The organism is Massilia sp. CT11-137, from assembly GCF_047302885.1.
Taxonomy (GTDB): Bacteria; Pseudomonadota; Gammaproteobacteria; order Burkholderiales; family Burkholderiaceae_D; genus Telluria; species Telluria orientalis.
The window spans coordinates 1429138-1455354 of the sequence record NZ_JBKYMP010000002.1 but is presented as its reverse complement, the minus strand read 5'-3'; the positions used below and the strand labels follow the sequence as shown (position 1 = coordinate 1455354).

Genomic DNA, 26217 nt, shown 5'->3' with positions numbered 1-26217 from the left:
AAATCTTTCGACAACCCTAAAGTTCTCCAAAACGCTGCCGTAAAAGGCAGACAACCGGCAATCCGGCCGGAGTTTGCCTCATTGGTGGAGCGCAGTCATGACGTCCAACGAAGTCCTCGCAATGTACGAAAACATCGCCGCCCTCAGCAGCCGCATGGCTGTCGCTGCGCGCGAAGGGGATTGGGACGGCCTGGCACGCCTGGAAACGCAGTGCGCCCTGCAGTCGAGCGCGGCGAAGAGCGGCGTCCCGCCGCTGGATGGCGCCGCCCGCAAGCGCAAGATCGACCTGCTCAAGCAGATCATGGCCAACGACCGCGCCGTGCGCGACATCACCGAGCCGTGGATGGGCCAGCTGGACCGCGCACTGAGCCCGGCCCACTGATCCGCCCTACCCCGCCTGCAGCCCCTTCGACTTGCCGTCCAAGGGGCTTTTTGCTTTCTGCGCGGCCAGGATGCCATCCATGTTCCCTTCGATCCATGCGGCGAGGTCGCCAAGCTTGTGCCCGATCTGCTCGCCGAGCGGCGTCAGCCGGTATTCCACGTGAGGCGGGACGACGGGATGGGCGATGCGCTGCACGAAGCCGTCCTGCTCGAGCCAATACAGCGTCTGGGCCAGCATTTTTTCGCTGATGCCGCCCACCTTGCGGCGCAGTTCGCCGAAGCGGTGCGTGCCATCCGTCAACGCGACGAGCAGCAGCACGCCCCAGCGGCTCGTCACATGTTTCAGCACTTCACGCGACGGGCAGTATTCGGAGAATAAATCCGCGCGTACCAGCTCGTTCATGCCCCCTCCTCGATCGATGATCTGCCCCTATGGTAGCGATAACCCGAGCGAGAGGCCAACGCGCGCCGCGCAAACAAAAACCGCGCAGCGACGTGGGTCATCAGCGCGGTTTCCGGGAATGGGGAGCGCGACTACCAGGCATCCCCTGGCGTCGCCTCTTGCCGGTTGCCTCCGGCGTCCGTCTGCCACTGTTGGCAGCGAACCGCTTCCGGCATCAGGCGCTTCCTCAGCGATCGTCCGACCCCGCGCCACGCTATCGGTGGTGGCTGCGGCGGACCCTGATCCGTGTACTTCTGGATTGAGTATAACGCAAAATCCGCACTTGTGTAGACGACTCGAGCGAAGATTTTGAACACTACTCCAGCGTCGGCTCGGCGGTCCCGCCTGCCGCGGGCGGCGCCTTGCGGCGACGGACGGCATATGCCCCCGCCCCACCCAGCGCCAGCACGCCGATGGCGGCGCCGATCCAGCCCCACGGCAAGCGTTCGTCCGGCGGCGGCGCCTTCGGCTTGTGCGGCACGAGCGGCTTGATCGACGAGATCGGGCGCGGGCCGGCGGGTTTCGGCGGAGGCGGCGCCGGCTTGCTCTCCGGCTTGCTCTCCGGCTTGGCCTCGGGCTTCGGCGCCTCGTGCGCCTCGTGCGCCACGGCCGGTGCGGCCAGCGACACCTGCAGCTTCTTCATCCGGTCCTCGACCTGGCCGAGGCGGGAACGCAACTCGTCGTTCTTCGCGCCGAGGGCCGCGCAGGCCTGCACTTCCTCGGCCCGAGGCGCACAGGCGGGCGGCGGGACCTCCGGCCTGGCGACGGGCGCCGGCGGCGGACGGCGCATCACCGGCCTGGGCGGCGGCGTTACCGGTTTTGCGGCTTCGCGCCGGACCACCGGCGCCGCGTGCGCCACGCGGGCCCGTTCGACCTGCGCGAGCAATACCGCGTCGGGGTTGGCCGGCGGCACCGGCGCCGGCGCAGGTGCCGCCACGCGCACGGGCGCGGGCGCGGGCGGCGGCGCGGGATTCGGATCCGGCGTCAGCCACAGCGTGGCCAGGCGCACGGCACGCTGGCCCTTGTCGACGAGTTCCAGGTACAGGTGCACATGGTCCGCGTCGACGGCACGCGGCGACGTCACGTGCAGGAACTGGCGGCCGTCGCGCCGCATCACCGACAAATTCAGGCTGGACAGCACGGGCGGGACGGCGATGCCCGCACCGTTGTAGACCTCCGGGCTGGCCACGCGCACCTGCACGGGCGTGGCGGCATCGTCGAGCATCGTCAGCTCGACGTCGGCCACGAGCGGCTGGCCGATGTGCGACGACACGCGCGGGTCGCCCAGCTCGGCCGCGTGGGCGGATGCAAGCGCGGCGAGAGCGAGGCTGGAGAGAAGAAGGCGGGTGCGGCGGGCCATGGCGTGGAAAAATGGGGGCTACAACGTGGTTAACGGCCGTTGCGGTACACTCTTTAATTCCATTGTCAAACCAACAGGATGCATCCATGGAAAACCGGATTGAGAAGGACAGCTTCGGCCCGATCGACGTACCGAACGATCAGCTGTGGGGTGCGCAGACCCAGCGTTCGCTGCACCACTTCCACATTTCGAGCGAGAAGATGGCGCCGGAACTGGTCGCCGCACTGGCGCAGGTGAAGCGCGCGGCCGCCGCCGTCAACCGCTCGCTCGGCAAGCTCCCGCAAGACAAGGCCGACGCCATCATCCGCGCGGCCGACGAAGTGCTGGAAGGCCGTCATCCGTCCGAATTCCCGCTGTCCGTGTGGCAGACCGGCTCCGGCACCCAGAGCAACATGAACATGAACGAGGTGCTCGCGAACCGCGCCTCGGAACTGCTGGGCGGCGAGCGGGGCGAGGCGCGCCTGCTGCATCCGAACGACCACGTCAACATGGGCCAGTCGTCGAACGACATGTTCCCCACCGCGATGCACGTGGCGGCCGCGCTGGCCGTCGCCAGGGACGTGCTGCCGGCGCTGGCGAAGCTGCGCGGCACGCTGGAAGTGAAGTCGCGCGACTTCGCCGACATCGTCAAGATCGGCCGCACGCACCTGCAGGATGCGACGCCGCTCACCTTGGGCCAGGAATTCTCCGGCTACGTGGCGCAACTCGAATTCGCCGAGCACGCGATCAAGAACACGTTGCCGGGCCTGCTGCTGCTGGCCGCCGGCGGCACCGCGGTGGGCACGGGCCTGAACGCGCATCCGGAATTCGCCAACCGCATCGCGGCCGAGATCTCGTCGCGCACCGGCCTGCAATTCAAGTCGGCGCCGAACAAGTTCATGGCGCTGGCCGGCCATGACGCGATGGTGCTGGCGCACGGCGCGTTCAAGACGCTGGCCACGGCGCTGATGAAGATCGCCAACGATGTGCGCTGGATGGCGTCCGGCCCCCGCTCCGGCCTGGGCGAGATCACGATCCCGGAAAACGAGCCGGGCAGCTCGATCATGCCGGGCAAGGTGAACCCGACCCAGTGCGAGGCGCTGACGATGCTGTGTTGCCAGGTGTTCGGCAACGACGTCGCGATCACGGTCGGCGGCGCGCAGGGCAATTTCGAACTGAACGTGTTCAAGCCGATGATCGCCCACAACTTCCTGCAGAGCGCGCGCCTGCTGGCGGACGGCATGCGCTCGTTCGACGAGCATTGCGCGCAGGGCATCGAACCGAATCGCAAGCGCATCGGCGAGTTGATGGAGCAGTCGCTGATGCTGGTGACCGCGCTGGCCCCGCATATCGGGTATGATCGCGCCGCGCAAATCGCCAAGACGGCCCAGCACAACGGCCTGACCTTGCGCCAGGCAGCCCTGCAATCGGGCTTCGTCGACGAGACGCAGTTCGACCAGTGGATCGTGCCGATCGAGATGACGCGGCCCAGCCCGGCCTGACGGTACCGCATCGGATACATGACGTCGCCCCGCTCGCGTGGAGGCGACGTTGTTTTTTTGAAAAGTGTTTTCTAAACGAACACAACAATACGACGCCCATTTTTAACAGAGGATAAAATGCAAACAACAACTTTTGAACTGACTTCCGAGTTCATCGAGCTGAACCAGCTGCTGAAGCTGGTCGGCGTGGTGGACAGCGGCGGCGCCGGCAAGCACGTGGTGGCAAGCGGCGACGTGTCGGTCGATGGGAAGAAGGAACTGCGCAAGACGGCCAAGATCCGTGCCGGCCAGGTCGTGACGCTGGGCGATATCCGCATTCAGGTACGCTGAAATGAGCTGAGGCGCACCGCGCGCGCCCCGCGGTTGCACCCCGCGAGCCGTCCCCGACGGTAGGGTTGACGTTTGCGCGCTGACAAACTTGGGCAGTCCCCCTTCTCTATATTGAAGTCGTAACATTCGGCCCAAAGGTGAGGAAGATGGAAACCCCAGAATCAAGCCCCATGACGCAGCAGCGCTTGATCGGCGACCTGCGTCTCGTCATCGAAAACGCGGAAGAGCTGCTCAAGAATACCGATCACTACACCGGTGTCGTGTACCAGAACGCCCGCGCCAAGCTGGCCGTCGCGCTCAATGCCGCCAATGAGGAACTGGCCCGCTTCGAAGAGGACCAGTTGAACCGGATGATGGAAGCGACGCGTGCGGCCAACGAGCTGCACCACGACAGGACCGGAGAAGAACGCATCCTGCGCGCCTTCTACCACTGAGCGCGCGGCGCCACCGTCCACGGCGCCGCGTTTGCCCCGCTTTTCACTCCCGCCACCATTCCCCGATCAAGCCAGCGCCGCAGGTGCATGGCCACGTCGAAGTCCTCGTCCACATCGAATGCCGCATCGAGCGCCGCGCCGAACGATTCGCCGCGCGCCAGGCACGCCAGCGCCGCATGTTCCGCCGCGCCGATGGCTTCCACTTCCACGTCGAGCCGGGGCCGCAGCACCAGCGCGTGCGTGGGCGCCTGCAATTTATCCGGGAAGCCCGGACCGTCCGCCTGGTGCGCGCGCCACAGCGCCACCGTGGCCCACGGCGACGCATGCAGGCGCAGCGCCGGATGCAGCACGGCGCGCGCCGCTTCGAATGCGTCGGGCGCGAGGCCGGCGATGCTCGCGGGTGCCACATCCGCATCGGGCGCGTACCACGCCTCGTGCACACACCATTCGAGGCGCGCGACGTCGGGCAGGTAAGGATGATCGGCCGCCGGCGTAAAACCGGCGAGGAAGTCCGGCAGCGCGGCGCCGAAGCGATTGAGGTCCGGATCGCGCGCCGGATACGCCTGGCCGTAGACCCGGGCGAGCGCGTCGAAAAACTCCCCGCCCACGAGCTGGCGCAGCACGGGGTATGCCGACGCCAGCGCGCGCGTCCAGTGCGCGTGCAGGTTGCCCCGGTAGATGCCGACGCGACGCGGATCGCCTTTCAGCAGCGGAGACAATGCGGCGTCGTGCGTGCTGTCGAACAGCGCCGCGCCGAACGTTTGCTGGAGTGCCTCCAGGCCGGCGGCCGGCGCCGGATCGATGGGCGCGGCGGCGCTGTCGGCGCTGTCGGCGATGATGCCCTGCCCCGCCGTCGCCGCCATCGCGTCCGCCCGCGCCGCCTCGTCGAGCAGCACGTCGAGCGGCGGCAGGTCCGTGTCCCATTCGACGAGCGTGGGCACGGCGCCGAAGCGCGCCAGCGCCGCGCGGTACAGGTCCCACACGGGCGGCGCGACCCGGGCGCCGTGGTGGTCGATGAGGCCATCGGCCGTGACGAGATGGCCGCCCAGGTGGATCTCGCCCACGCAGCCGGCCGGCAGCGCGGCGATGGCGGCATGCGGATCCTCGCCGTGATTGCGCTCGTTGACGTACAGGTTGTTCACGTCCAGCAGCACGCCGCAACCCGTGCGGCGCGCGAGTTCGGCGAGGAAGTCCGCTTCGCTCATCGCGTCGCCCGCGAAGCGCACGTAGGTGGAGACGTTTTCGACGAGGATGCGCCGTGCCAGCACGTCCTGCACGCGCTGGATGCGCGCGGCGACGAGGCCGAGCGCCTCATGGTCCAGCCGCAGGGGCAGCAGGTCGTTCAGCTGGCGGTCGCGCAGCGCGCCCCAGGACAAGTGTTCGGAGACGAGGACCGGCTGGAGTGTACGCACGAGGGCGGCCACGCGGGCCAGGTGGTCATCGGAAAAGCCGTGCACGGACCCGAGGCCGAGGCCCACGCCGTGCAGGCTGACTTGATAGTCGCGGCGCACCGCGGACAGCACGCGCCAGTCGTGGCCCGCGCGCGCGAGAAAGTTTTCCGTGTGGACCTCGACCCAGCCAACGTCGGGCCGGCGGTCGAGGAAATCGCGGTAATGCGGCGCGCGCAGACCGATGCCGGCGGCCATGGTCGTGCTTATTTACCCGGCTTCGGCGGATTGAGTTTGCCGCCGGCTTTTTCGCAGGTGCCCTTCGGGACGAATTTCCATTCGCCCGGGTCCTTGTCGGCCGTCGCCATGCCGGCGCAACCGTGGGTCGCGGTGCCGCAATCGTTCTGGCCGGCCTTGGCGACGCCGTAGCATTTTTCTTCGTTGCCGGATTGCGCATCCATCTGGCCGCCGGCCGTGGCCTGGGTGGCGCAGACGCTCGCGAGCGCGGCGGCGATCAGGGCTTGTCGTTTGTTCATGAGCATTCTCCAAAAATACGCGTACGTACCGCGGGAGGCATTCTATCCCGGTCGGAACGTGCTGAGGGGAAAAGTAACCCGGCCGGGGCGGCCGTTGTCGGCTGCGCGCCGGACGTTGTCGTCGCTGGCGGCAGCCCGATGGTGGCGGCTGAGCGGATGGTATTGTGTGGCCGCCCCCGTCGCGCCGGGTACTGGGCCGATAACGCGGGCGGCGGGAATTCCGTTGACGCGCGCGCGTCAGGCCGTCGTGTTGATGTGGTTGCCCAGGTGCGGCGGCAGGTTCGACGCCGGCGCGGCGGACTGCACGGCTTCCAGCAGCTGGGTGGCTGCCGCAGCCTGGATGTCCTGCGTCTTTTTCAGCACGGCGACGGCGACGTCCTGGCGGGTGCCGGTGTCGGCGATGCTGGTGGCAAGCTTGGCGATACCTAAGGCGTCCATATGCGCTCCTGGTGGGTGTGTCGACAGTCGGGCAGCACGGCGGTCGCCCGCACTGCCGCTTATCCCCTGTTATCGACAGGGCGCGCAGGAACTTTAGGCGGGCAAACCATTAAATTGCCTGACCCAGCGCAAGACCGCGTCCGGGTCGAGCAGGTCGAGCCACGCCACGTGCGGCGCCAGCCCTTCCGGGCGCGCCATCGTGGACGCGACGGCCACGATGTGCGGGTCGCCCGGAAACATCGGCGGCTTGCCGACCTCCGGCCGGTAGACCTCCAGCTTGGGCAGCGCCTCCCATTTATAGCCTTCCACCAGGGTCAGGTCGGCCGGCGCGAGGCGTGCCAGGTGTTCGGCCAGCGACGGCTCCGCGGCGCCGCGCAGCTCGCGCATGATGGCCACGCGGTACGGCGACGCGATCATGACCTCGGCCGCGCCGGCCGCGCGCATGCGGGCGCTGTCCTTGTGCGGCGGTTCCAGCATGACGTCGTGGTGGCTGTGCTTGACGACGTTGACGCGCAGGCCGGACGCCGCCAGCCGCGCGACGAGGAGTTCCAGCAGCGTCGTCTTGCCGCTGCCCGACCAGCCGATGACGCCCAGCACGGGCCCGCGGCCGGCGAAATCAGTAGGCGACACGGTAGCGGATTCCCCGGAAGTTCATGACGGCCGCCTTGGGCAGCAGCTTTTCCAGCACGAGGCCCGGCGCGACTTCCTCGCCTTCGTGGCGCAGCGCCTTGTCGACGATCAGCAGGCGGTCGGCCGCGTTGGCGGAATACATGTAGCCGCCGAACGTGACGCGCGGGATGTCGCGCTGCTGGGCGTCGGGCAGCTGCTGCAGGAACGGCAGGCTGTCTTCCGGCGCCGCCTTCGCGACGGGCGCCGGCGCGGCCGGCACCGGAGCCGGGCGGGATGGCGCGGGCGTGGGCGCGGGTACGATTTCGCGCACGGTCACGGGCGGCGGCGCAGGCGCGCGTTCGCGCACGGTCACGGGCGTGGGCGCAGGCGCGCGTTCGCGCACGGTCACGGGCGGCGGCGCGGGCGCGCGTTCGCGCACGGTCACGGGCGGCGGCGCGGGCGGCGCGCTCACCACCAGCGGCTCCGGCGCAGGTGCTGCCGGCGCGGGCGCGCGCTGCGTGACGGTCTGCGGCGCAGGCGCCGGCGCCGGCCGCCACAGTACCAGCACCCCCGCGACGACGACGAGCGCACCGGCGCCGAGGCCGACGAGGAGCGGCTTGCGGCTCGCCCCGGCGGCCGCCGGCGCGGGCGCCGCGGCCTGCGGCGCGTGAATCGTCGGCGCGTTGCCGAGCTGGCGTTCGGCCTGGGCCTTCTTCAAAGCTTCGAGGATGTACGACATATCACTTCCCGGTGGCTGCCAGCAGGCGCGGTTCGTCGACGCCCGACAGCTGGTTCAGGCGCATGTAGGTGCGCGGACCGGCCAGGCCGTCCGCCTTCAGGTTCTGCTTGACCTGGAACGCGCGCAGCAGGCGCCGCGTGGGCTCGTCCAGGACCTGCCCGGCCGGCGGCGCGGCGCGCCGGCCGTCCAGTTCGGCGAGGCGGGCAGCGATCCAGTCGACGTCCGGCCCGCTGTCGCCCGGCCCCACCTGGTCGCGGAAACCGCGCGGCACCTTCCACAAGGTCGTGTAATCGCCATCGATGCGGGTCGCGAGCAGCCCCAGGCTCACCGTGTGGCGCCGGCCGTTGATCGCGAGCGTGGCCGTGTCGTCGTCCATGCCGGTCAGCACGGCGTAGCCCACCCGGGCGCCGTCGTGCAGGCCGACGATGGCCGGCCGGTCGAGCAGGCGCAGTTCGTACAGGCCGCCGCGGCCCTGGTAGCAGCGCAGGCCGGCGCGCGGCGCGGCGTCGCACGCGGCGGCGGCCGGCAGTTGCTGGCCCCACAGCGCGCCCAGTTCGCGCAGCGCGTCGTCCTGCGTGGACAGCGCCAGCGGCTTGGGCTGCATGCCCGCCTTCGCGGGCGCGGGCTGCGCTTTCACGGCCACGGGCGCAACCGGCGCAGGCGCCGGACGATGCGGCACCGCCTGCCACGCCGCCGCGCTGATGGCGGCGCCGGCCAGCACGCCGCCGGCCACGAGCGGCCAGCGCAGCGGCTTGCGCGGCGCGCCGCCGGCGCTCGCATCGTCGCCGGAAAATACTTCACGTGCGGCACGGCGCAGGATCGCCGGCGTGACGTCGCGGCTGTTCTCGACATAGGCGCCAAGCAGCGCGCGGTCGCACAACAGGTTGATGCGGCGCGGGACGCCGTCCGTCAGGCGGTGGATCAATGGCGCCAGCGCGGCGGGAACCGGCGTCGCCGCCTGCACGCCCGCGACGGCCAGGCGGTGCGCGACATAGGCGCTCGTCTCCTCGGCGGACAACGGACCGAGATGGTAGCGGGCGATGACGCGCTGGGCCAGCTGCTCCAGTTCCGGCCGCGCGAGCATCGTGCGCAGTTCCGGCTGGCCGATCAAGATGATCTGCAGGAGCTTGCGCTCGCTGGTCTCCAGGTTCGTCAGGAGGCGCAGCTGCTCCAGCACCTGGGCCGACAGGTTCTGCGCCTCGTCGATCACGAGCACGTTGTTGTGGCCTTGCGCGTGGCTGTCGAGCAGGTAGGCGTTGATCGCGTCCACATAGGCTTTCACCCCCGCCGCGGACGACACGGCGATGCGGAATTCGTCGCAGATCGTCTGCAGCAATTCCTCGACCGTCAGCTTCGGGTTGAAGATATAGGCCAGGCGGCAGTCGTCCGGCACCTGCTCGATGAAGCAGCGGCACACCGTCGTCTTGCCGGCGCCGATCTCGCCCGTGAGCAGCACGAAGCCCCCGCCGCTGCCTATCCCATACAGCAGGTGCGCGAGCGCCTCGCGATGGCGTTCGCTCATGAACAGGTACCGCGGATCGGGCGCGATGGAAAACGGCGCCTGTTTTAAGTGGAAGTAGTTTGTGTACATGTCAATACCAAAAGCTTACCGGCGCGGGGGCAGCGGTTTGAACTTCGCGCAGTATATTTTGCTTTTGGCATTGTAGTAAGCGATCGTGCTGCCGGGGACGGATACGCGCAAAGGGTAAGGCGACGCATCCGCCGCCAGGTGGCGCACGCCCGCCGCCTTGCGGACGGCCTGCTCCAGTTCGTCCGGCGCCACGTCGGCGACGGCGCCCACGAACACCCATTCGCTCGTGTCGTCGCTGACCATCACCTCGGTGACGGGCGCGCCCCACAGGGTCGTCTCGCCCGTGCGGAACCAGTACGCGCCGCCCTCGTGCTTGTACGCGGGCCCGAAATGGGTCTTCAGCCAGGTATAGAAATACTTGTTGTCGAGATGGTCGTGGCACAGCAGGGCCGCGCCGATGACGGGGCCGAACGTGGACGGCGGCTTGTCCTGGGTCTGCGCGTGCACGGGCCCGGCGAGCGCCAGTGCGGCAGCCAGCAGGCCTACAATTTTCCCAACCATGCGCGGTTGGCGGCGATCTTCGCCTTCACCGAGGCCGGCAGCGCCTCGTAACAGCCTGGATGCTGCTTGAGCGCGTGCTCGCGCACTTCCTTTTCCATGCCGTTGACGATGAATATATAGACGGAGGCACCTTCCGCATTCTTGCGGGTGCCCATGTAGCGAATCACGATGATCTCCTTGACGAGCACCCATTATGACATTCGCCCTCCGTTCCGGCCACGGCCGGGCACCAGGCGTGCGTCGGGATGGGGGCCGCGCAATGGCCCGGCAGGCGCCGTCGTTGCGCTCCAGCCACATCTGCAGCAGGTCGCGGTTTCATGCTGCCAAGCAATCCGTAGCTATAATTCCGGCATGACGACCGCCCTCCTCCCTCGCATCTTCGCGTGCCTGCTCGCCCTGGCGGCCGGTACGGCGCATGCCGCCACGCCGCGTCTCTGGAAAGCCTCGCATGCGGTCGAAGGCCATGGCACGACCACGCTGTACGTACTCGCCGCGACGCCCGCCGGCCTGCCGGCCGAATTCGACGCCTATTACACGCGCGCCGTGCTGCCGGCGCTGCGCGCGTCCGCCACGCTGGCGGTCGAGGGCGTCGGCGATGGCGAGGAAGGCCCCACGGCACCCGGATGCGACCTGCGCCAGCTCGACGAGCAAGGCATCGCCATGCTGAACGACGCGCGCCAGCGCATCCTCACGCTCGCGCTGCAGGCCGACATGGCCCGGCGCGACGCGCTCGACGTCAAGGCGCTCGCGAAGGCGCCCGATCCGGACACGCAGGCGCAGTCCTGGGCGCGCCTGGTCGAGATGAGCGACGAATTCACGCTGCTGCAGTTCGCGCGCATGCAGGTGGCCGCGCTCGCGTCCGCCGCGCCAGACCACAACAAAGGCGGCACCGTCGCCGAAGCCCTCGTGCGCGCACGGCCGGACCTCCCCGTGCACGACATCGATTACCGCACGGGCATGATGCACGCCTACTGCGCCGCCGGCCCGCGCCGCACGATGATGATGCTGGACGTCGTGGACAGTGCGCCGCCCTCCCCGGCGGCCACGGCGCGCCTCACGCGCGACTTCGACGCCCTGCTGCACGGCCGCGCGCCGTCCGACGGGAGTCCGCTGACCAGGCTGGCGCCGCTCGACGCGGGCCTCGTGTGTGCGCGCAACCGCGCCTGGATCGCACGCATGGCGAAGGTGGCGGACGGCCGCACGCATTTCTACGTGGTCCCCGTGCGCAACCTGTTCGCGGCGCGGCATGACGACGCGGATTGCGGCGGGCTGCTGGACGATCTCGCACAGGCTGGATTCTCGGTTACGCCGATCAAATAGCCGCCCTGAAGACCGTCGCCCCTGCGAAGGCAGCGGCCCAATGTAGCACTACCGAAAAGCACGCAACTATCCCACCTGCGCGGGAACGACGAGGTACGGGCCATCCACTCCTTGTTTTACGCAGCCTGTCCCCCGTTTTCGCGCATTCGTCGAAAGCCGGCTGCATCGGCGTTCTGCCTGCCGTATCGTGCAGTCTCCCGGCGCTGCCGCAGACAACCACGACGACACCATGAAAAACGCCCTCAAGCTCACCGTCCTGGCCGCCGCGCTCGCGGCCGGCGCCTTCGTCACGATGCCCGCCTCGTTCGCCCAGCCGCAGGAGACCGGCAATGCCACGGAACGGCGTGCCGTCACGGCATTCAGCGCGATCGAGCTGGCGGGCCCGTACCACGTCGTGATCGACGCGCAGGCGCAGCCGTCGCTGGAACTGAGCGGCGAACGCAAGCAGCTGGCCGAGATCGAGACCGTCGTGCGTGGCGACACGCTCGTCGTGCGGCCCGTGCAGCGCAACGGTTTCTTCTTCAACTTCGGCAAGCGCCGCGAGACGGTCACCGTCCGCATCGGCGCGTCTGCCCTGAAACGCCTGACGGTGGCCGGCAGCGGCGACGTCGAGATCGACCGCATCAACGCCGAGCGCTTCACATTGGCCGGCAACGGCCCGGGCGACGTCCACGCGAGCGGCACCGTGCGCCAGCTGACCGTGACGTCCAGCGGCAGCGGCGACCTCGAGCTGCAGCACCTGAAAGCCGGCGACGTCGACCTGGCGCTGAACGGTCCGGGCGACGTGGAACTGGCCGACGTGAGCGGCACGCTGTCCGTGCAGGCCGGCGGCTCCGGCGACGTGGAAGCGGACGGCCTGCGCGCGAGCAAGGTGACGGCACGCATGCGCGGGCCGGGCAACGTCAAGCTGTCGGGCAGCGCGCACGAACTGGACCTGGAGATGTCCGGCTCGGGCGATTTCGAAGGCTGCGACCTGCGCGTCGACGGCGGCGCGCGCAGCGTGCAGCGGGGACCGGGCAATGCGTGCCTCGCGGGCGCCATCCGCAAGTTCGACGGCGAAGTGGACGGCTCGGGCGAACTGGCCGTGCGCGGCCTGCAGGCCGGGACGGCGCAGCTGCGCATGAACGGGCCGGGCAACGTCGCGCTGGCCGGCACGGTGGGCGACCTGGACGTGGAACTGGCCGGCTCGGGCGATCTCGATGCGGCCGGCCTCAAGGCGGGCAAGGCGACGGTGCGTGCCCGCGGCCCCGGCGGCGTCACGCTGGCGAACGTGGGCGATACGCTGGACGCGGCCCTGTCGGGCTCCGGCGGCCTCAAGGCGAGCATGTCCGGCAAGCGCCTGCTGTTGCGCATGAACGGTCCGGGCGACGCCCGCATCGACGGCAACGTCGCGCAGGTCGACGCCCAGATCGCCGGCTCGGGCAGCCTCGATGGCCATGGCCTGACGGCCGCCCATGCGGACATCGTCGTGCACGGACCGGGCACCGCGTCGGTCAACGTCGTCTCTCAGCCCGACCGCGCGGACACGAAGACCGGCGCGCGCGGCCAGCTGCTGCTCGTCGACCGCAGCGGTTCGCACACGGCCCGGTAAGGACGTCGCCATGCTGTCCACGATGTCGCCTATACTCGCCCGCCTGAAACGCCGTCTCGTGCCGGCGCTTGCCCCCGCCGTGCGCGTGTTCCCGGACTGCTTCGCCGCCGGCGATACCGTCGTGCCGTGGGAAGACGTGAGCCGCGTGCTGGCCTATGCGAACGAGGACGGCCTGCGCATCGAGGTGCGCGCCGCGCATCTCGACGAGGCTATCGTGCTCGTCGAGACGCGGCCCGGCTTCGACGCCTTCGTGCGCATGGCCGACCGCCGCCTCACCTTCCCGCTCGCGTGGTGGGAAGCGCTGCCGCGCGCGCGCCGCGTGGTGCTGTTCGAGGCCGCGCTGCGCGAAGTCCAGCTCGACCATCCGCACGCCAGGCAACGTGCCGCCCACGGCTGAACGCCTGGTCCTTGTGCTAATGTAGCGGGCGCCACCCACGACACGCCCAAGGATATCGATGACGTCATGCCCAGTCCGCCTCGCGCCGCTCATCGGTGCGGTGGCGCTCGCCGGTTTCGCGCACGCGCAGACGGCGCCGCAGTATACGGAACTCCCGTCCGAGACCCCGGCCGAATTCAGGCCACCCGACGCCGGCTTCAACTACGTGAAGCGCACGGTCATGATCCCGATGCGCGACGGGACGAAGCTGAACACCATCATCATCGTGCCGAAGGGCGTGCACGACGCACCCATCCTGCTCACGCGCACGCCGTACGATGCGTCCAGCCTCGTGAACCACGCGGACAGCTCGGACCTGGAGACGATCCTGACGGGCTACGACAACGCGGCCGACGTCATCGCCGGGGAAGGCTATATCCGCGTCGTGCAGGACGTGCGCGGCAAGTACGGGTCCGAAGGCGACTACGTGATGAACCGCCCGCTGCATGGCCCGCTGAACCCGACGCCCGTCGACCACTCGACCGACACGTACGACACGATCGAATGGCTGACGAAGAACGTGGCGGAGACGAACGGGCGCGTGGGCATCATCGGCATTTCGTACGACGGCTTCCTGCCGCTGATGGCGCTCGTGAACCCGCACCCGGCGCTGAAGGTCGCGGTGCCGATGAATCCGATGGTGGACGGCTGGAAGGGCGACGACTGGTTCCACAACGGCGCCTTCCGGCAGATCAATATGTCGTACATGCTCGAACAGGTCGTCACGCGCGCTAACACGGCCAAGTGGCCCATCACGAACTACGACGACTACGACATGTACCTGCGCGCCGGTTCCGCGGGCGCGCTGGGCCGCGAGCGGGGCCTGGAACAGAGCGGCTTCTGGAACAAGGTCGTCGCGCATCCGGCGTACGACGCGTTCTGGCGGCAGCAGGCGATGGACGGCATCCTCGCGCGTCAGCCCGTCACGGTGCCGACGCTCCTCGTGCACAGTTACTGGGACGCGGAAGACATCTACGGCGCCATCGCCGTGTGGAAGGCCATCAAGCCGCACGACACGGAGAACAAGGTATTCCTGTCGCTGGGCCCGTGGTCGCACGGCGGCGCGATCGGCGACGGCGCCACGCTCGGCACCCTGAAATTCGGCAGCGACACGGCGCTGTACTGGCGCCAGCAGGTCTTGAAACCGTTCCTCGCGCGCTACCTGAAAGGCGATGCGAGTGTACCCGATATTCCGACGGTGACCGCGTTCGAAACGGGCACGAACAAGTGGCGCAACCTGCCCGCGTGGCCGGGCGGCGCCATCGAACCCGTCGCGCTGCGCCTGGCCGCGAACCAGAAGGCCCAGTTGGGCGGCGCGGCCGATGCGAAGGGCTACGACGAATACGTGTCCGACCCGGCCAAGCCCGTGCCGTTCCGCCAGCGTCCGATTCCGCCATACGGCTACGACGAAGCGAAGGGACAGACGTGGCCGCGCTGGCTCGTCGACGACCAGCGCGAGGCGTCGGGCCGCACGGACGTCGCGACGTTCGTGTCCGACGTCCTGACGGCGCCCGTGAAAATCAGCGGCGAGCCGGTCGCGCACCTCGTCGCGTCGACGAGCGGCACGGATTCCGACTGGGTCGTGAAGCTGATCGACGTGTACCCGGACCAGGTGGGGTCGCAGCCGGCGATGGGCGGCTACCAGCTGATGGTGGCCGGCGACATCTTCCGCGGCCGCTACCGCGAAGGCTTCGACAAGCCGAAAGCGCTGGCGCCGAACAAGGCGCTGGCGTACCGCTTCGGCCTGCCGACGGCGAACCACGTGTTCCTGCCCGGCCACCGCATCATGGTGCAGGTGCAATCGAGCTGGTTCCCGCTGTACGACCGCAATCCGCAGACGTTCGTGCCGAACATCTTCTTCGCCCAGCCGGGCGACTACCGCAAGGCCACGCAGCGCGTCTACCACAGCAGCTACGTCGAACTGCCGCTCGTGAAAGCGGCGCAATGACGGGCGGCGTGCGCACCTGGCACGGCAGCTGCCACTGCGGCGCGGTGCGCACGGAGCGCCACCTGTTCTGCGCCACGTGCGGCATCCGGCCGTTCGGCACGGGCACGTCGCCGCGCTGGGGAGACTACGTCGCGGTCAGCGTGCACTGCCTGGACGACCTGGCGGCCGACGCACGCGCGACGCTGCCCGTCACGTACCTGAACGGCCGCAATGACGACTGGGACAACCCGCCCGTCGACGTGCGTCAGTTATAATTCCATTTTTTCGAAGAAATCCTTCTGTTTACTTCGCTTTTCCAAGATGCCTCCTTGTCCTATCCTTCGCCTTGACCACGGCCGCTTGCGCCGCGATTCTTGTTATTGATGAGAGATACGACCATGAAACGCATCCTGCTTTTCCTTGCCACCAACGTCGCCATCATGCTCGTGCTTGGCATCACGGCGAGCCTGCTGGGCGTTAACCATTACCTGACGGCCAAGGGCCTGAACCTGGGCGCCCTGCTCGTCTTCGCCGGCCTGATGGGCTTCGGCGGCGCGTTCATTTCGCTGTGGCTGTCGAAGCCCATCGCAAAATGGTCGACCGGTGCGCGCGTGATCGCGCAGCCGTCCAACCCCACCGAGCGCTGGCTGCTCGACACCGTCGCGCGCCAGGCGCAGAAGGCCGGCGTCGCGATGCCGGAAGTCGCGATCTACGAAGGCGCGCCGAACGCATTCGCGACCGGCGCGACGAAGAACGCGTCGCTCGTCGCCGTGTCGACGGGCCTGCTGACGTCGATGACGCACGATGAAGTGGAAGCGGTGCTGGCGCACGAAGTGGCGCACGTCGCGAACGGCGACATGGTGACGCTCACGCTGATCCAGGGCGTCGTGAACACGTTCGTGATCTTCCTGGCGCGCGTCGTCGCATACGCCGTCGACCAGTTCCTGCGCCGCGACGGCGAGGAGCGCGGCCCCGGCATCGCGTTCACGATCACGTCCGTCGTGTGCGACCTGCTGTTCGGCCTCGTGGCCAGCATCATCGTGGCCTGGTTCTCGCGCCAGCGCGAATACCGCGCCGACCGCGGCGCCGCGCAGATCATGGGCACGCCCCGTCCGATGATCGCCGCGCTCCGTCGCCTGGGCGGCCTGGATCACGCCGACCTGCCGAAGAACCTGGCCGCGTCGGGCATCGCCGGCGGCGGCGTGCTGGCCCTGTTCAGCAGCCACCCGTCGTGCGAGGACCGCATCGCGGCCTTGCAGCAGGCATGACGGACCGGCGCGCGTCCAGGCTTCTCGTGCCGGCGCTGTTCGCGCTGGCGCTGGGCGTCCTCCTGCAGCACTTCCTCGGCGCGCTGGCCTGGGCCGGCCTGCTCGCCGTGATCACCTGGCCCGCGCACGTCCACCTGCAGCGCCGCGGCTGGCCGCCCGCCGCCAGCGCGGCCTGCCTCGTGGGCCTGCTGATCCTCGGTTTCGTCGGCCCATCCATCGTGTTGCTGAATACGCTGGGCGGCGAACTGGCCGGCGTGCAGCGCCTCCTGGCCCGCGCCAACGAGACGGGCATCCCCGTCCCCGCCTGGATCGCGCACCTGCCGATGGTGGCCGAACACGCGGTCCAGTGGTGGAACGAACACCTTGCCCTGCCCGGCGGCTTGAACCGCCTCGTCGGCAGCGCGGCCGGCGACTTCGCTCCGCACCTGACGGGCGCCGCGCGCCTGTGGGGCTCGACGATCCTCGCGAATGCGCTGTACCTGTTCCTCGCCCTGCTCACCCTGTTCGTGCTGTACCTGCACGGCCCCGCCGCCATCCGCCACGTCGACACGGCCGGCATGCGCGCGCTGCCGCGCCAGTATCCGATGCTGCGCCGCGTGTTCCCCCTGTCCGTGCGCGGCACCGCGCTGGGCCTCGTCTCCGTCGCCATCCTCGAGGGCTGCGTGCTCGGCGTCGCCTACGCCATCGCGGGCGCGCCGGCGCCGGCGCTGCTGGGCGTGCTCACGGGCTATCTCGCGCTCGTGCCGGGCGGCGCGCCGCTGTCGTTCTCGCTCGTCTCGCTGCTGCTGCTGGGCCAGGGTCATTCCGGTGCCGCGCTGGGCCTGTTCTGCTGGGGCGCGTTCGAGCTGTTCCTCGTCGATAAATTCATCCGCCCGAAGCTGATCGGCCGGCGCGTCAACCTGCCGTTCCTCGCCGTGCTGTTCGGCCTTCTCGGCGGCGTCTCGACCCTGGGCGTGCTCGGCCTGTTCGTCGGTCCGTTCCTGATGGCGATCCTGTTCGAGTGGCTGCGCGACAATACCGCTTTCAATACCAATTCGCCCTTCGACATGGATGCCTCCAGCAGAGAGGACGAGACCAATCTTGTCTCTTCCGACCGGCGCGACAATACCAATTAAATACCTGTTGACAAGCCTATCAGTGCTGCCTATAGTGCCCTGACCTTCCCGGCACAGCACTCATATGATCGACTATCTCATCGGCGTCGACGGCGGCGGCACCGGCACCCGCGTGCGCCTTGCGCGCTTTTCTCCCCACGGTGTCGTCGAACTGGCCCAGGGCGCCAGCGGCCCGTCCGGCCTCGGCCTGGGCATCGCCCGCGCCTGGGCTTCCGTCCAGGACGCAGTCGCCCAGGCCTTCGCCGCGGCCGGCATCGAACAACCTTCGCTTGACCGCATCGCCATCGGCCTGGGCCTCGCCGGCGTGCACAATCGCCAGTGGGCCCAGGCGTTCGAGCAAGCGGATCCCGGCTACGCCGCGCTGCGTCTCGAAACCGATGCTTTTTCTACCCTTTTGGGCGCGCACGGTGGCCGTCCCGGCGCCATCGTCGCCATCGGCACGGGCAGCGTCGGCGAAGTGCTGCAACCCGACGGCACGCGGCGCGAAGTGGGCGGCTGGGGCTTCCCCGCCGGCGACGAAGCGAGCGGCGGGTGGATCGGCCTCGCCGCCATCAACCATATCGAACAGGTGCTCGACGGACGCCGGCCCGGCGGCGCCTTCGCCGACGCCGTCGTCGACGCATGCGGCGGCAACCGCGCCGCGATCCAGGTCTGGCTCGGCCAGGCCACGCAGACGACGTACGCCACGCTCGCGCCCCTCGTGCTGCAGCACGCGGACGATCCGGCCGCGCGCGCCATCCTGGCGAAGGCCGGCGAGGAAGCTGCCGCCATCGCCCGCGCGCTCGACCCGGACGGGCGTCTCCCCCTCGCGCTGTGCGGCGGCCTGGGGAGCGCCCTGCGCGACTGGCTCCCGCCCGCGCTCGCGGCCCGCGCCCGCGCGCCCGAAGGCGATTCCGCACGCGGCGCACTACGGATGATCGAGCTGCACGTCGCGGCATGAAAGGGCCCACCATGCAAGGCAATATCCTGACTCCGGACGGCTGGATCCTCGGCCGCATCGTCATCGAAGACGGCACGGCGACGATCGCCGCCATCGAAGGCGACACGGCCGACCCGGCATCGAACAACGACGACTACATCCTGCCCGGCTTCATCGACCTGCACGTGCACGGGGGCGCGGGACGCGACATGATGGAAGGCGGCGACGCGCCGCACGTGATCGCCCGCCTGCACGCGCGGCACGGCACGACGAGCCTGCTGGCCACGACGATGACGGCGCCGCTGGACGATATCGACCGGGCGCTCACCGCCATCGGCACTGCGTGCGCGGAACGGGGCAAGGGCGAAGCGCGCATCCTCGGCGTGCACCTGGAAGGCCCGTACATCAACTCGGGCAAGCTGGGCGCGCAGCCGCCGTTCGCACGCGAAGCGACGATGGCGGAAGTGGAGCGATTCAACGCGCAGGCACCGATGCGGCTGATCACCGTGGCGCCCGAGATCGACGGCCACCTCGCGCTCGTGCGCCAGCTGGCCGACGCGGGCATCCGCGTGCAGATCGGCCACACGAACGGCAACTACGACGACGGCGTGCGCGCGCTGGAACACGGCGCGGCCGGCTTCACGCATTTGTTCAACGCGATGCCGGGCCTGCACCACCGCGATCCCGGCATGGTCGGCGCCGCGCTGGCGCATGCGCAGTACGCGGAAATCATCCCCGACCTGTTGCACGTGCATCCGGGCGCGATCCGCACGGCGCTGCGCTGCATCCCGCACCTGTACTGCGTGACGGATTCCACGGCCGCCGCCGGCATGCCGGACGGCCAGTACATGCTGGGCCGCCAGGTCGTCCACAAATGCATGGGCGGCGTGCGCCTCGCGGACGGCACGCTGGCCGGCAGCACGCTGACGATGGACCAGGCGCTGCGCAACCTCGTCTCGATCGGCCTCGATCTCGCCGACGCCGCGCGTCGCGTGTCGACGAACGCCGCCGACTACCTGGGCGAAACGCGCCGCGGCCGCATCGCGCCGGGCTGCTTCGCCGACCTCGTCGTGCTCGACCGCGACCTGAATCTGAAAACCGTTCATATCGAAGGAGAACAGTGTGACCTCGCTGATGCTTGAAGAAGCCGTGTCCGCGGCCGACTGCGTCGCCCTGCAGCTGGCAAACGACGCCGACCGCTACGCCGCGCTGGGCCACCACCTGCGGGGCGCCTCCTTCCATAACGCGGTGACGGTGGCGCGCGGCAGCTCGGACCACGCGTCCAGCTACCTCGCCTATTTGATCATGGCGCGCATGGGCCGTCTCGTGACGTCGCTGCCGATGTCGCTCGTCACGTTGTACAAGGCGCCGCTGCAGGCGTCCGGCACGCTGGCCATATCGATCTCGCAATCGGGCCAGAGCCCGGACGTCGTCGAACCGGTCCGCTACTTCCGCCAGGGCGGCGCGACGACGGTAGCGCTCGTGAACGACATCGATTCGCCGCTCGCACGCGCGGCCGAATGGGCGCTGCCGCTGCGCGCCGGGAAGGAGCAGAGCGTCGCCGCGACGAAGAGCTTCATCGCGAGCCTGACGGCCGGCGCGCGCCTCGTCGCGGAATGGCAGCAGGATGCAGAGTTGAAGGACGGCCTGGCCGCCCTGCCGGACGCGCTGCGCCAGGCCGCGCGGACCGACTGGTCGGCGGCACTCGAGGTGCTGGCGCCGGCGCGCAACATCATGGTCGTGGGCCGCGGCATCAGCTTCCCCATCGCGCTGGAGGCGGCGCTGAAATTCAAGGAGACGTCCTCGCTGCAGGCGGAAGCGTTCTCCGGCGCCGAGATCAAGCACGGCCCGATGGCGTTGATCGACGAGGGCTATCCGCTGCTGATCTTCGCGACGCGCGGCCCGACGCAAGCGGGCCTCGTCGCGCTGGCCGACGAGATGCGCGGCCGCGGCGCGCGCGTGCTGCTGGCGGCGCCGACCGACATCGCCTCGCGCGATCTCGACCTGCCCGTATCGACCTGCGCGGACCTCGACCCGATCGTCGCGATCAACGCGTTCTACGTGATGGCGGCGCACCTGTCGAAAGCGCGCGGGTTCGATCCGGACAAGCCGCGCCACCTGAACAAAGTCACAAAAACACACTGAGCCGCACTGATGCACACGAACGATTTGCGCCAACTTGCCGGGCGCCTGATCATGATCCGGCTGTTCGGCACGGCACTCGACGCCGACACGGCCGACTTCATCCGCGCCAACCGCATCCGCGGCGCGTGCCTGTTCCGCCAGAACATGACGGACGCCGCGCAGCTCACGCGCTTCACGAGCGACTTGAAGGATGCGATGGGCGAGCACGCCCTGATCGCGCTCGACCAGGAAGGCGGCGCCGTCGTGCGCGCGCTGTGGGTGCCGCCGCCGCCGTCCGCGATGGCGCTCGGCGCGGCGGGCGACGAACCGCTCGCGCGCGACGTGGGCGCGGCCGTGGCGCGCGCGATCCGCGCGCTGGGCTTCAACTGGAACTTCGCGCCCGTGCTGGACCTGAACAATAACCCGCGCAATCCCGTCATCGCGGAACGCTCGTTCGGCGCCGATCCGGATCGCGCCACGGCCCTCGCGCTCGCGTGGATGGCGGGCAGCGACAGCGAAGGCGTGGCCTGCTGCGTCAAGCATTTCCCCGGCCACGGCGACACGCACGTCGACTCGCACCGCGACCTGCCCACCGTCGACAAACCCTTGCCGGAACTGGAGCGCTTCGAATTCGCGCCGTTCCGCGCGGCCGCGCCGCACGCGCCGGCGGTGATGACGGCGCACATCGTCTACCCCGCCCTCGACGCCGACAATCCGGCCACGATGTCGCGCGCGATCCTGCATGACCTGCTGCGCACGCAATGGAATTACGACGGCGTGATCATCACGGACGGCATGGACATGCACGCGATCGCGCACCGGTACGACGCCGGCGACGCCGCCGTGAATGCGTTGATGGCGGGCGCGGACATGGTGATGGCCATCGGCAGCCGCGACACACAGGAACGCACGATCGCGGCGATCGCCGCCGCCATCGAGGACGGCCGCCTGCCGCTGGCCGACGTGCATGCGCGCCTGGCACGCCTTGACCGCCTCGCGCGCGCACATCCGGCGGGCGCCGTGCGGTATGCGACGGAAGACGCGGACCGCGCGCTGATGGCGGACGCATGGCGCCGGGCGCTCACGGCGCGCGGCAAGCCGCGGCGTCCCGCACCGGGCAGCAAGGTGCGCCTCGTGGCGCGGCAGGACGTCGTCAGCGACGGCGTGTCGGAAGCGGGCGTGCCGGCCAGCGCCATCGCGGCGATGCTGGCGACGCTGTTCGACGTGGACCTCGTGACGTTCGCCGATGCCGAGACGTTCGACTGGAACGCGCTGCCGGACGACGGCCGCTTCACGATCCTCGCGTCGACCTCGCGCCGCCGCTACGGCCCGCACGCACGTGGCACGTGGACGCCGGACCTGCACCTCGCGTTGTGGAATCCGTACCAGGCCCTCGACTTCGCCGCGCCCGCGCTGATGACCTATGGCTTCGCACCGCCCGCGCTGGATGCGGTCCGGGCCTGGCTGGCGGGCGGGATCGAGGCGGCGGGACAGTGCCCGGTGCCCGGCTTCTGACCTCGGGCGGTAACGCATTGTAACGCCCCATACCGACCTCGCACCGCTGGGGCACAATTGCCACGCCCGTCAGCAGTTTGTGGGACAATGCACGCTTTGTCCGAGATCGGCACCCGGCACCGTCGGCGTATGTATTTGCAGTCTCTGATAGGTGCAACTTTATCGTCATTAAGAGAGGATTTTTCAATGTCCCAATTCCGTTTCGCCCGCCTTGCCATGATGCTGGCCGCCCTTGGCCTGAACGCCGCGCCGGCCCTGATGCACAGCGCGTCGGCGCAGGACAAGAAAGCCGAGGCGCCCGCGCCGAAGCCTGATTCCGTCCGCCCGGAACTGTACAAGCTGCTCGACCCGGCGCAGATCAAGCCGCTGATGGACGCAAAGAACTATGGCGAGGTGAAGAACCGCATCACCCAGGCCGAAGCGTTCCCGGACAAGACGCCGTACGAGACCTATGTGCTGAACCGTATGAAGTTGTCGCTGGGTACGTCGACGGGTGACGACCAGATGGCGATCGGCGCGCTGGAAGCGATCCTGGCGTCGGGCAAGCTGCCGGACGCGGACAAGGGCAACTTCACGCAGGCGCTGGCCACGATGTACTACAACGCCAAGAATTATCCGAAGGCGATCGAGCTGTACAAGCAGATCCAGGCATCGGGCAAGTCGACTGACCAGATCAACTCGGCGCTGATCCGCGCGTACTACCTGAGCGGCGACTACGCGTCGGCGCTGAAAGCCCAGGAACCGGTGCTGCAGGCAGCGGAACAGGCCGGCAAGACCCCGACCCAGGAAGACCTGCGCCTGTACGCGTCGGCCGCGAACAAGGTCAAGGATGACGCCGCCTACCTGCGCGGCCTGGAAAAGCTCGCCGCCTACTACCCGACCGACGATTTCTGGACCGACCTGATCAGCCGCGGCATCGTGCGCAAGCCGGGCTTCCAGGACGCCAACATCCCTGACGTGCTGCGTCTCGAATTCGCGGCCGTCAAGCAGATGTCGTCGGACGCCTACACGGAACTGGCCGAGCTGGCCATGAAGGATGGCTTCCCGACCGAAGCGAAGAAGGTCGTCGACGCGGGCTTCGCCGCCGGCGTGCTGGGCACGGGCAGCGGCGCCGCCAAGGACCGCCACCTGCGCGACCGCGCCACCAAGGAAGCCGCAAGCGATGCGAAAAACATCGCCGCGGGCGAAGCGGGCGCCGCCAAGGCCAAGACCGGTGCCGGCCTCGTCAACCTGGGCTGGGCATACGTCACGATGGACCAGTTCGACAAGGGCATCCCGTTCATCCAGCAAGGTATCGCCAAGGGCGGCCTGAAGTCGCCGGACGAAGCCAAGCTGCGCCTGGGCATGGCCTACGCGAAAGCCGGCCAGAAGGACAAGGCCATCGAGACCTTCCAGCAAGTGAAAGCCGGCGGCGGCCTGTCCGACACGGCCAAGTACTGGATCCTGCTGCTGAACCACCCGACGGGTGCGATGGCGGCCAAGTAATCCCGGCCGGATCACCGGCAGACAGGGCGGCGCGGACCACGGTTCGCGCCGCTTTTTTTCGTCTGTGTGAATTACCGTACGGGCAGAGCCGGAGCATGCGGCCGATAATCGCCGCAACTCTTCTGGAAAGGGCGGCCATGACGACCGTACGCAAGGGCCAGGCGCCCGCGAAACTGAACCGCGACGAATTTCATCTCGTCTTTTCGCGCGACTTCTACGATCCCGCCTACCAGGCCGTCGCGAAAGAACTGGCGGCCGTCGAAGAGGTCGCGTGGCGCGCCTACATTGATTCGCACAAGGCGCCGATCACGGTGAAGGCCGGCCCCGGGTTCGCCGACCCGGACTACGACTTATCCGCCGAATGGAAAGAGGCGCACGACCGCCTGCTGGCCGCCGAGGCCCGCCAGAAAGATCCGGCGACGCCGCACCGCATCCTCTTGATCAATGGCGCGGCGCGCAACGACGGCAGTTGCCCGGGCGAGATCTCGAAGACGTGGCGGCTCGCGCAGTTGTGCGAGGCCACCATCGCGGCCGAGGGCATCGAGACGGATCTGCTCGACCTGTCGCGCCTCATTTCCGACTACGACCGCCACATCCACCCGTGCAAGGCCTGCGTGTCGACGGCGATGCCGCTGTGCCATTGGCCGTGCAGCTGCTACCCGAACCATTCGCTGAACCAGGAAAACGACTGGATGAACGAGATCTACGAGCGCTGGGTGGCCGCACACGGGGTCATCATCCTCACGCCCACGTACTGGTACCAGTCGCCATCCGTGCTGAAGCTGATGATCGACCGGCTCGTGTGCGCCGACGGCGGCAACCCCGATCCCACCTCCACGCACGGCAAAAAGGCGGAAGAAGCGAAGGTGCTGGAGCAGGACTGGGACTATCCGAAGCATCTCGCGGGCCGCGTCTACGGCCTCGTCGTGCATGGCGACGTGGCCGGCATCGAATCGACGCGGCGCTCGCTGTCCGACTGGCTCGACTGGATGGGCCTGATCGACGCGGGCCCCACTGCCCTGCTCGACCGCTACGTCGGCTATTACGAATCGTATGCCGAAAGCCACGACACGCTCGACAAGGACACGGCGTTCCAGGAAGAGGTGCGCAACGTGGCGCGCTCCGTGTCGGCGGCCGTCGCGGCGGTGCGCTCGGGCAAGCTGCTGCAGCCGAACCGGAAGCTGGCCAATCCCCGGCCGAAGTGATGGGCGGTCTTTTTTTGGTATCATCCCGGGATCGCTTGCCAATGAACCCCGCCGCATGTCCCACCTCGCGCAGCTGATGCATCAGCTTTCCGCCACCAGCAACCTGCCGCTCTACCAGCAATTGCAGCGCGCCCTGCGCGACGCGATCGACCGCGGCGTCTACGGCCCGGCGGAAGCGTTGCCGGCCGAGCGCCAGCTCGCGGCCGAACTGGACATCTCGCGCATCACGGTGCGCAAGGCAATCGACGGCCTCGTCGAGGAAGGCCTGCTCGTGCGCCGCGCCGGATCCGGCAATTTCATCAACACGCGCATCGAGAAGAATTTCGCCAAGCTGACGTCGTTCTCGGAAGACATGCGATCGCGTGGCCGCACGCCGCGCAGCGTCTGGCTCAAGCGTTCGGAAGGATTGGTGACGCCGGAAGAAGCACTGCGTCTCGGCCTGTCGCCGGGCGCCGCCGTCTATCGCTTCAACCGCATCCGCTACGCCGACGACATGCCGATGTGCCTGGAATACGCGACCATTGCCGCGTCCGCCCTGCCCTCGCTGGACGCGGTGGACGTGTCGATGTACGAAGCGCTGGAAGCGAACGGCAAGCGTCCCGTGCGCGCGCTGCAGCGCCTGTCCGCCCTGCTGCTGAACGCCGAGCAGGCGAAGCTGCTGCAATCGAAGGAAGGCGATGCGGGACTGTGCGTGGAACGGCTGGGCTTCCTGCCGGACGGCCAGGCCGTGGAATTCTGCCGCTCCTATTTTCGGGGCGACATGTACGACTTCGTGGCCGAGCTGAGCGCCGGCTGATCAACTTTTACAACAACAACACCATGACCAACCTGACCTACGAAGCCTATCTCGACGAAGTCGCCACCCTGCTGACCGAGCTGTACGACCTCGACGACGCCACCGCCATCAAGCTCGTCGTCGACGCGCAGGCGGCCGAGTATTTTTCGCCGCACGACGACCATCCGGACATGCGGACGCTCACGCGTGCGCGCGAGGATGCCGTGGCGTTATACAAGGCACGCCAGGCCCGGGTGAGCACGCAAGCGAAGCAACAGCGCGCCACCCACAAGAAACGGTAGGCAGG

Annotated in this window: 29 protein-coding genes; 19 read left to right on the top strand and 10 right to left on the bottom strand. The window is 68.7% G+C overall.

Features of this window, described 5'->3' with window-relative positions:
• Positions 1-97 precede the first annotated feature (97 nt).
• On the top strand, positions 98-382 hold the full coding sequence (locus ACEN98_RS23230) for a flagellar protein FliT (protein WP_091659394.1): 285 nt from the start codon (positions 98-100) through the stop codon (positions 380-382).
• A 6-nt stretch (positions 383-388) separates the two neighbouring features.
• Here ACEN98_RS23230 and ACEN98_RS23225 read toward each other — a convergent pair whose 3' ends face one another.
• Together ACEN98_RS23225 and ACEN98_RS23220 are read right to left on the bottom strand one after the other, a co-directional pair.
• Complete coding sequence (locus ACEN98_RS23225; protein ID WP_413387299.1) at positions 389-784, bottom strand: winged helix-turn-helix transcriptional regulator; 396 nt, start codon at positions 782-784, stop codon at positions 389-391.
• Positions 785-1139: 355 nt separating this feature from the next.
• Positions 1140-2183: a hypothetical protein gene (locus ACEN98_RS23220; protein ID WP_413387298.1), complete on the bottom strand. Its 1044-nt coding sequence runs from the start codon at positions 2181-2183 to the stop codon at positions 1140-1142.
• An 86-nt stretch (positions 2184-2269) separates the two neighbouring features.
• Between ACEN98_RS23220 and fumC the strand changes: the two genes are divergently transcribed.
• The 3 genes from fumC to ACEN98_RS23205 all read left to right on the top strand — a co-directional run bounded on the left by fumC (position 2270) and on the right by ACEN98_RS23205 (position 4428).
• Complete coding sequence (gene fumC, locus ACEN98_RS23215) at positions 2270-3664, top strand: class II fumarate hydratase (protein WP_413387297.1); 1395 nt, start codon at positions 2270-2272, stop codon at positions 3662-3664.
• Positions 3665-3781: 117 nt separating this feature from the next.
• On the top strand, positions 3782-3994 hold the full coding sequence (locus ACEN98_RS23210) for an RNA-binding S4 domain-containing protein (RefSeq protein ID WP_036238457.1): 213 nt from the start codon (positions 3782-3784) through the stop codon (positions 3992-3994).
• A gap of 170 nt (positions 3995-4164) precedes the next feature.
• Positions 4165-4428 (top strand): DUF883 family protein, encoded by a 264-nt coding sequence (locus ACEN98_RS23205; RefSeq protein ID WP_413345057.1) that lies wholly within the window; start codon positions 4165-4167, stop codon positions 4426-4428.
• Here the strand turns inward: ACEN98_RS23205 and ACEN98_RS23200 are convergent.
• The 8 genes from ACEN98_RS23200 to ACEN98_RS23165 all read right to left on the bottom strand — a co-directional run bounded on the left by ACEN98_RS23200 (position 4419) and on the right by ACEN98_RS23165 (position 10397).
• Entirely contained in the window at positions 4419-6074 is a 1656-nt protein-coding gene (locus ACEN98_RS23200; RefSeq protein WP_413387296.1) for a DUF692 family multinuclear iron-containing protein, read from the bottom strand. The two genes, ACEN98_RS23205 and ACEN98_RS23200, sit on opposite strands and share 10 nt — an antisense overlap.
• Positions 6075-6082: 8 nt before the next feature.
• Entirely contained in the window at positions 6083-6352 is a 270-nt protein-coding gene (locus tag ACEN98_RS23195; RefSeq protein WP_413387295.1) for a DUF2282 domain-containing protein, read from the bottom strand.
• A 237-nt stretch (positions 6353-6589) separates the two neighbouring features.
• Positions 6590-6790, bottom strand: a complete 201-nt coding sequence (locus ACEN98_RS23190) for a YjfB family protein (protein ID WP_413345589.1) — start codon at positions 6788-6790, stop codon at positions 6590-6592.
• A gap of 93 nt (positions 6791-6883) precedes the next feature.
• Complete coding sequence (gene mobB / locus ACEN98_RS23185) at positions 6884-7420, bottom strand: molybdopterin-guanine dinucleotide biosynthesis protein B (protein WP_413387294.1); 537 nt, start codon at positions 7418-7420, stop codon at positions 6884-6886.
• Positions 7407-8138 carry a general secretion pathway protein GspB gene (locus ACEN98_RS23180; RefSeq protein ID WP_413387293.1) on the bottom strand — a complete coding sequence of 244 codons (732 nt, stop codon included), beginning with the start codon at positions 8136-8138 and terminating at the stop codon, positions 7407-7409. The genes mobB and ACEN98_RS23180 overlap by 14 nt, the downstream gene beginning before the upstream one ends.
• Position 8139: 1 nt before the next feature.
• A complete protein-coding gene (locus ACEN98_RS23175) occupies positions 8140-9729 on the bottom strand; it encodes an AAA family ATPase (protein WP_413387292.1) in 1590 nt (529 codons plus the stop codon).
• A 15-nt stretch (positions 9730-9744) separates the two neighbouring features.
• On the bottom strand, positions 9745-10230 hold the full coding sequence (locus tag ACEN98_RS23170; protein WP_413387291.1) for a hypothetical protein: 486 nt from the start codon (positions 10228-10230) through the stop codon (positions 9745-9747).
• Complete coding sequence (locus ACEN98_RS23165; RefSeq protein ID WP_036238481.1) at positions 10212-10397, bottom strand: hypothetical protein; 186 nt, start codon at positions 10395-10397, stop codon at positions 10212-10214. The genes ACEN98_RS23170 and ACEN98_RS23165 overlap by 19 nt, the downstream gene beginning before the upstream one ends.
• Before the next feature lie 184 nt (positions 10398-10581).
• Between ACEN98_RS23165 and ACEN98_RS23160 the strand changes: the two genes are divergently transcribed.
• From ACEN98_RS23160 to ACEN98_RS23090, 15 genes are all read left to right on the top strand, one after another.
• On the top strand, positions 10582-11550 hold the full coding sequence (locus tag ACEN98_RS23160; RefSeq protein ID WP_413387290.1) for a hypothetical protein: 969 nt from the start codon (positions 10582-10584) through the stop codon (positions 11548-11550).
• A 229-nt stretch (positions 11551-11779) separates the two neighbouring features.
• A complete protein-coding gene (locus ACEN98_RS23155) occupies positions 11780-13141 on the top strand; it encodes a GIN domain-containing protein (RefSeq protein ID WP_413387289.1) in 1362 nt (453 codons plus the stop codon).
• Positions 13142-13151: 10 nt separating this feature from the next.
• Complete coding sequence (locus ACEN98_RS23150) at positions 13152-13538, top strand: hypothetical protein (protein ID WP_413387288.1); 387 nt, start codon at positions 13152-13154, stop codon at positions 13536-13538.
• Positions 13539-13596: 58 nt separating this feature from the next.
• Positions 13597-15525, top strand: a complete 1929-nt coding sequence (locus tag ACEN98_RS23145) for a CocE/NonD family hydrolase (RefSeq protein WP_413387287.1) — start codon at positions 13597-13599, stop codon at positions 15523-15525.
• Between the two features lie 8 nt (positions 15526-15533).
• Complete coding sequence (locus tag ACEN98_RS23140; RefSeq protein ID WP_413387285.1) at positions 15534-15779, top strand: hypothetical protein; 246 nt, start codon at positions 15534-15536, stop codon at positions 15777-15779.
• 123 nt (positions 15780-15902) lie between these two features.
• On the top strand, positions 15903-16772 hold the full coding sequence (gene htpX, locus ACEN98_RS23135; protein WP_413387284.1) for a protease HtpX: 870 nt from the start codon (positions 15903-15905) through the stop codon (positions 16770-16772).
• Positions 16769-17887 carry an AI-2E family transporter gene (locus tag ACEN98_RS23130; RefSeq protein WP_413387283.1) on the top strand — a complete coding sequence of 373 codons (1119 nt, stop codon included), beginning with the start codon at positions 16769-16771 and terminating at the stop codon, positions 17885-17887. The genes htpX and ACEN98_RS23130 overlap by 4 nt, the downstream gene beginning before the upstream one ends.
• A 64-nt stretch (positions 17888-17951) precedes the next feature.
• On the top strand, positions 17952-18827 hold the full coding sequence (locus ACEN98_RS23125) for a BadF/BadG/BcrA/BcrD ATPase family protein (protein ID WP_413387282.1): 876 nt from the start codon (positions 17952-17954) through the stop codon (positions 18825-18827).
• An 11-nt stretch (positions 18828-18838) separates the two neighbouring features.
• Positions 18839-19948, top strand: coding sequence for an N-acetylglucosamine-6-phosphate deacetylase (nagA, locus tag ACEN98_RS23120; protein WP_413387281.1), 1110 nt, complete (start codon positions 18839-18841; stop codon positions 19946-19948).
• Positions 19941-20951, top strand: coding sequence for an SIS domain-containing protein (locus ACEN98_RS23115; protein ID WP_413389072.1), 1011 nt, complete (start codon positions 19941-19943; stop codon positions 20949-20951). The genes nagA and ACEN98_RS23115 overlap by 8 nt, the downstream gene beginning before the upstream one ends.
• A gap of 9 nt (positions 20952-20960) precedes the next feature.
• Complete coding sequence (locus ACEN98_RS23110; RefSeq protein ID WP_413387280.1) at positions 20961-22445, top strand: glycoside hydrolase family 3 protein; 1485 nt, start codon at positions 20961-20963, stop codon at positions 22443-22445.
• A gap of 186 nt (positions 22446-22631) precedes the next feature.
• The gene (locus tag ACEN98_RS23105; RefSeq protein ID WP_413387279.1) at positions 22632-23930 is read left to right on the top strand and encodes a tetratricopeptide repeat protein; all 1299 of its coding nucleotides are present in this window, start codon (positions 22632-22634) and stop codon (positions 23928-23930) included.
• Between the two features lie 137 nt (positions 23931-24067).
• Entirely contained in the window at positions 24068-25135 is a 1068-nt protein-coding gene (locus tag ACEN98_RS23100) for a flavodoxin family protein (RefSeq protein WP_413387278.1), read from the top strand.
• Between the two features lie 55 nt (positions 25136-25190).
• Positions 25191-25931: a GntR family transcriptional regulator gene (locus tag ACEN98_RS23095; protein ID WP_036238498.1), complete on the top strand. Its 741-nt coding sequence runs from the start codon at positions 25191-25193 to the stop codon at positions 25929-25931.
• A gap of 23 nt (positions 25932-25954) precedes the next feature.
• Positions 25955-26212 (top strand): hypothetical protein, encoded by a 258-nt coding sequence (locus tag ACEN98_RS23090; RefSeq protein ID WP_371764848.1) that lies wholly within the window; start codon positions 25955-25957, stop codon positions 26210-26212.
• Positions 26213-26217: the final 5 nt, after the last annotated feature.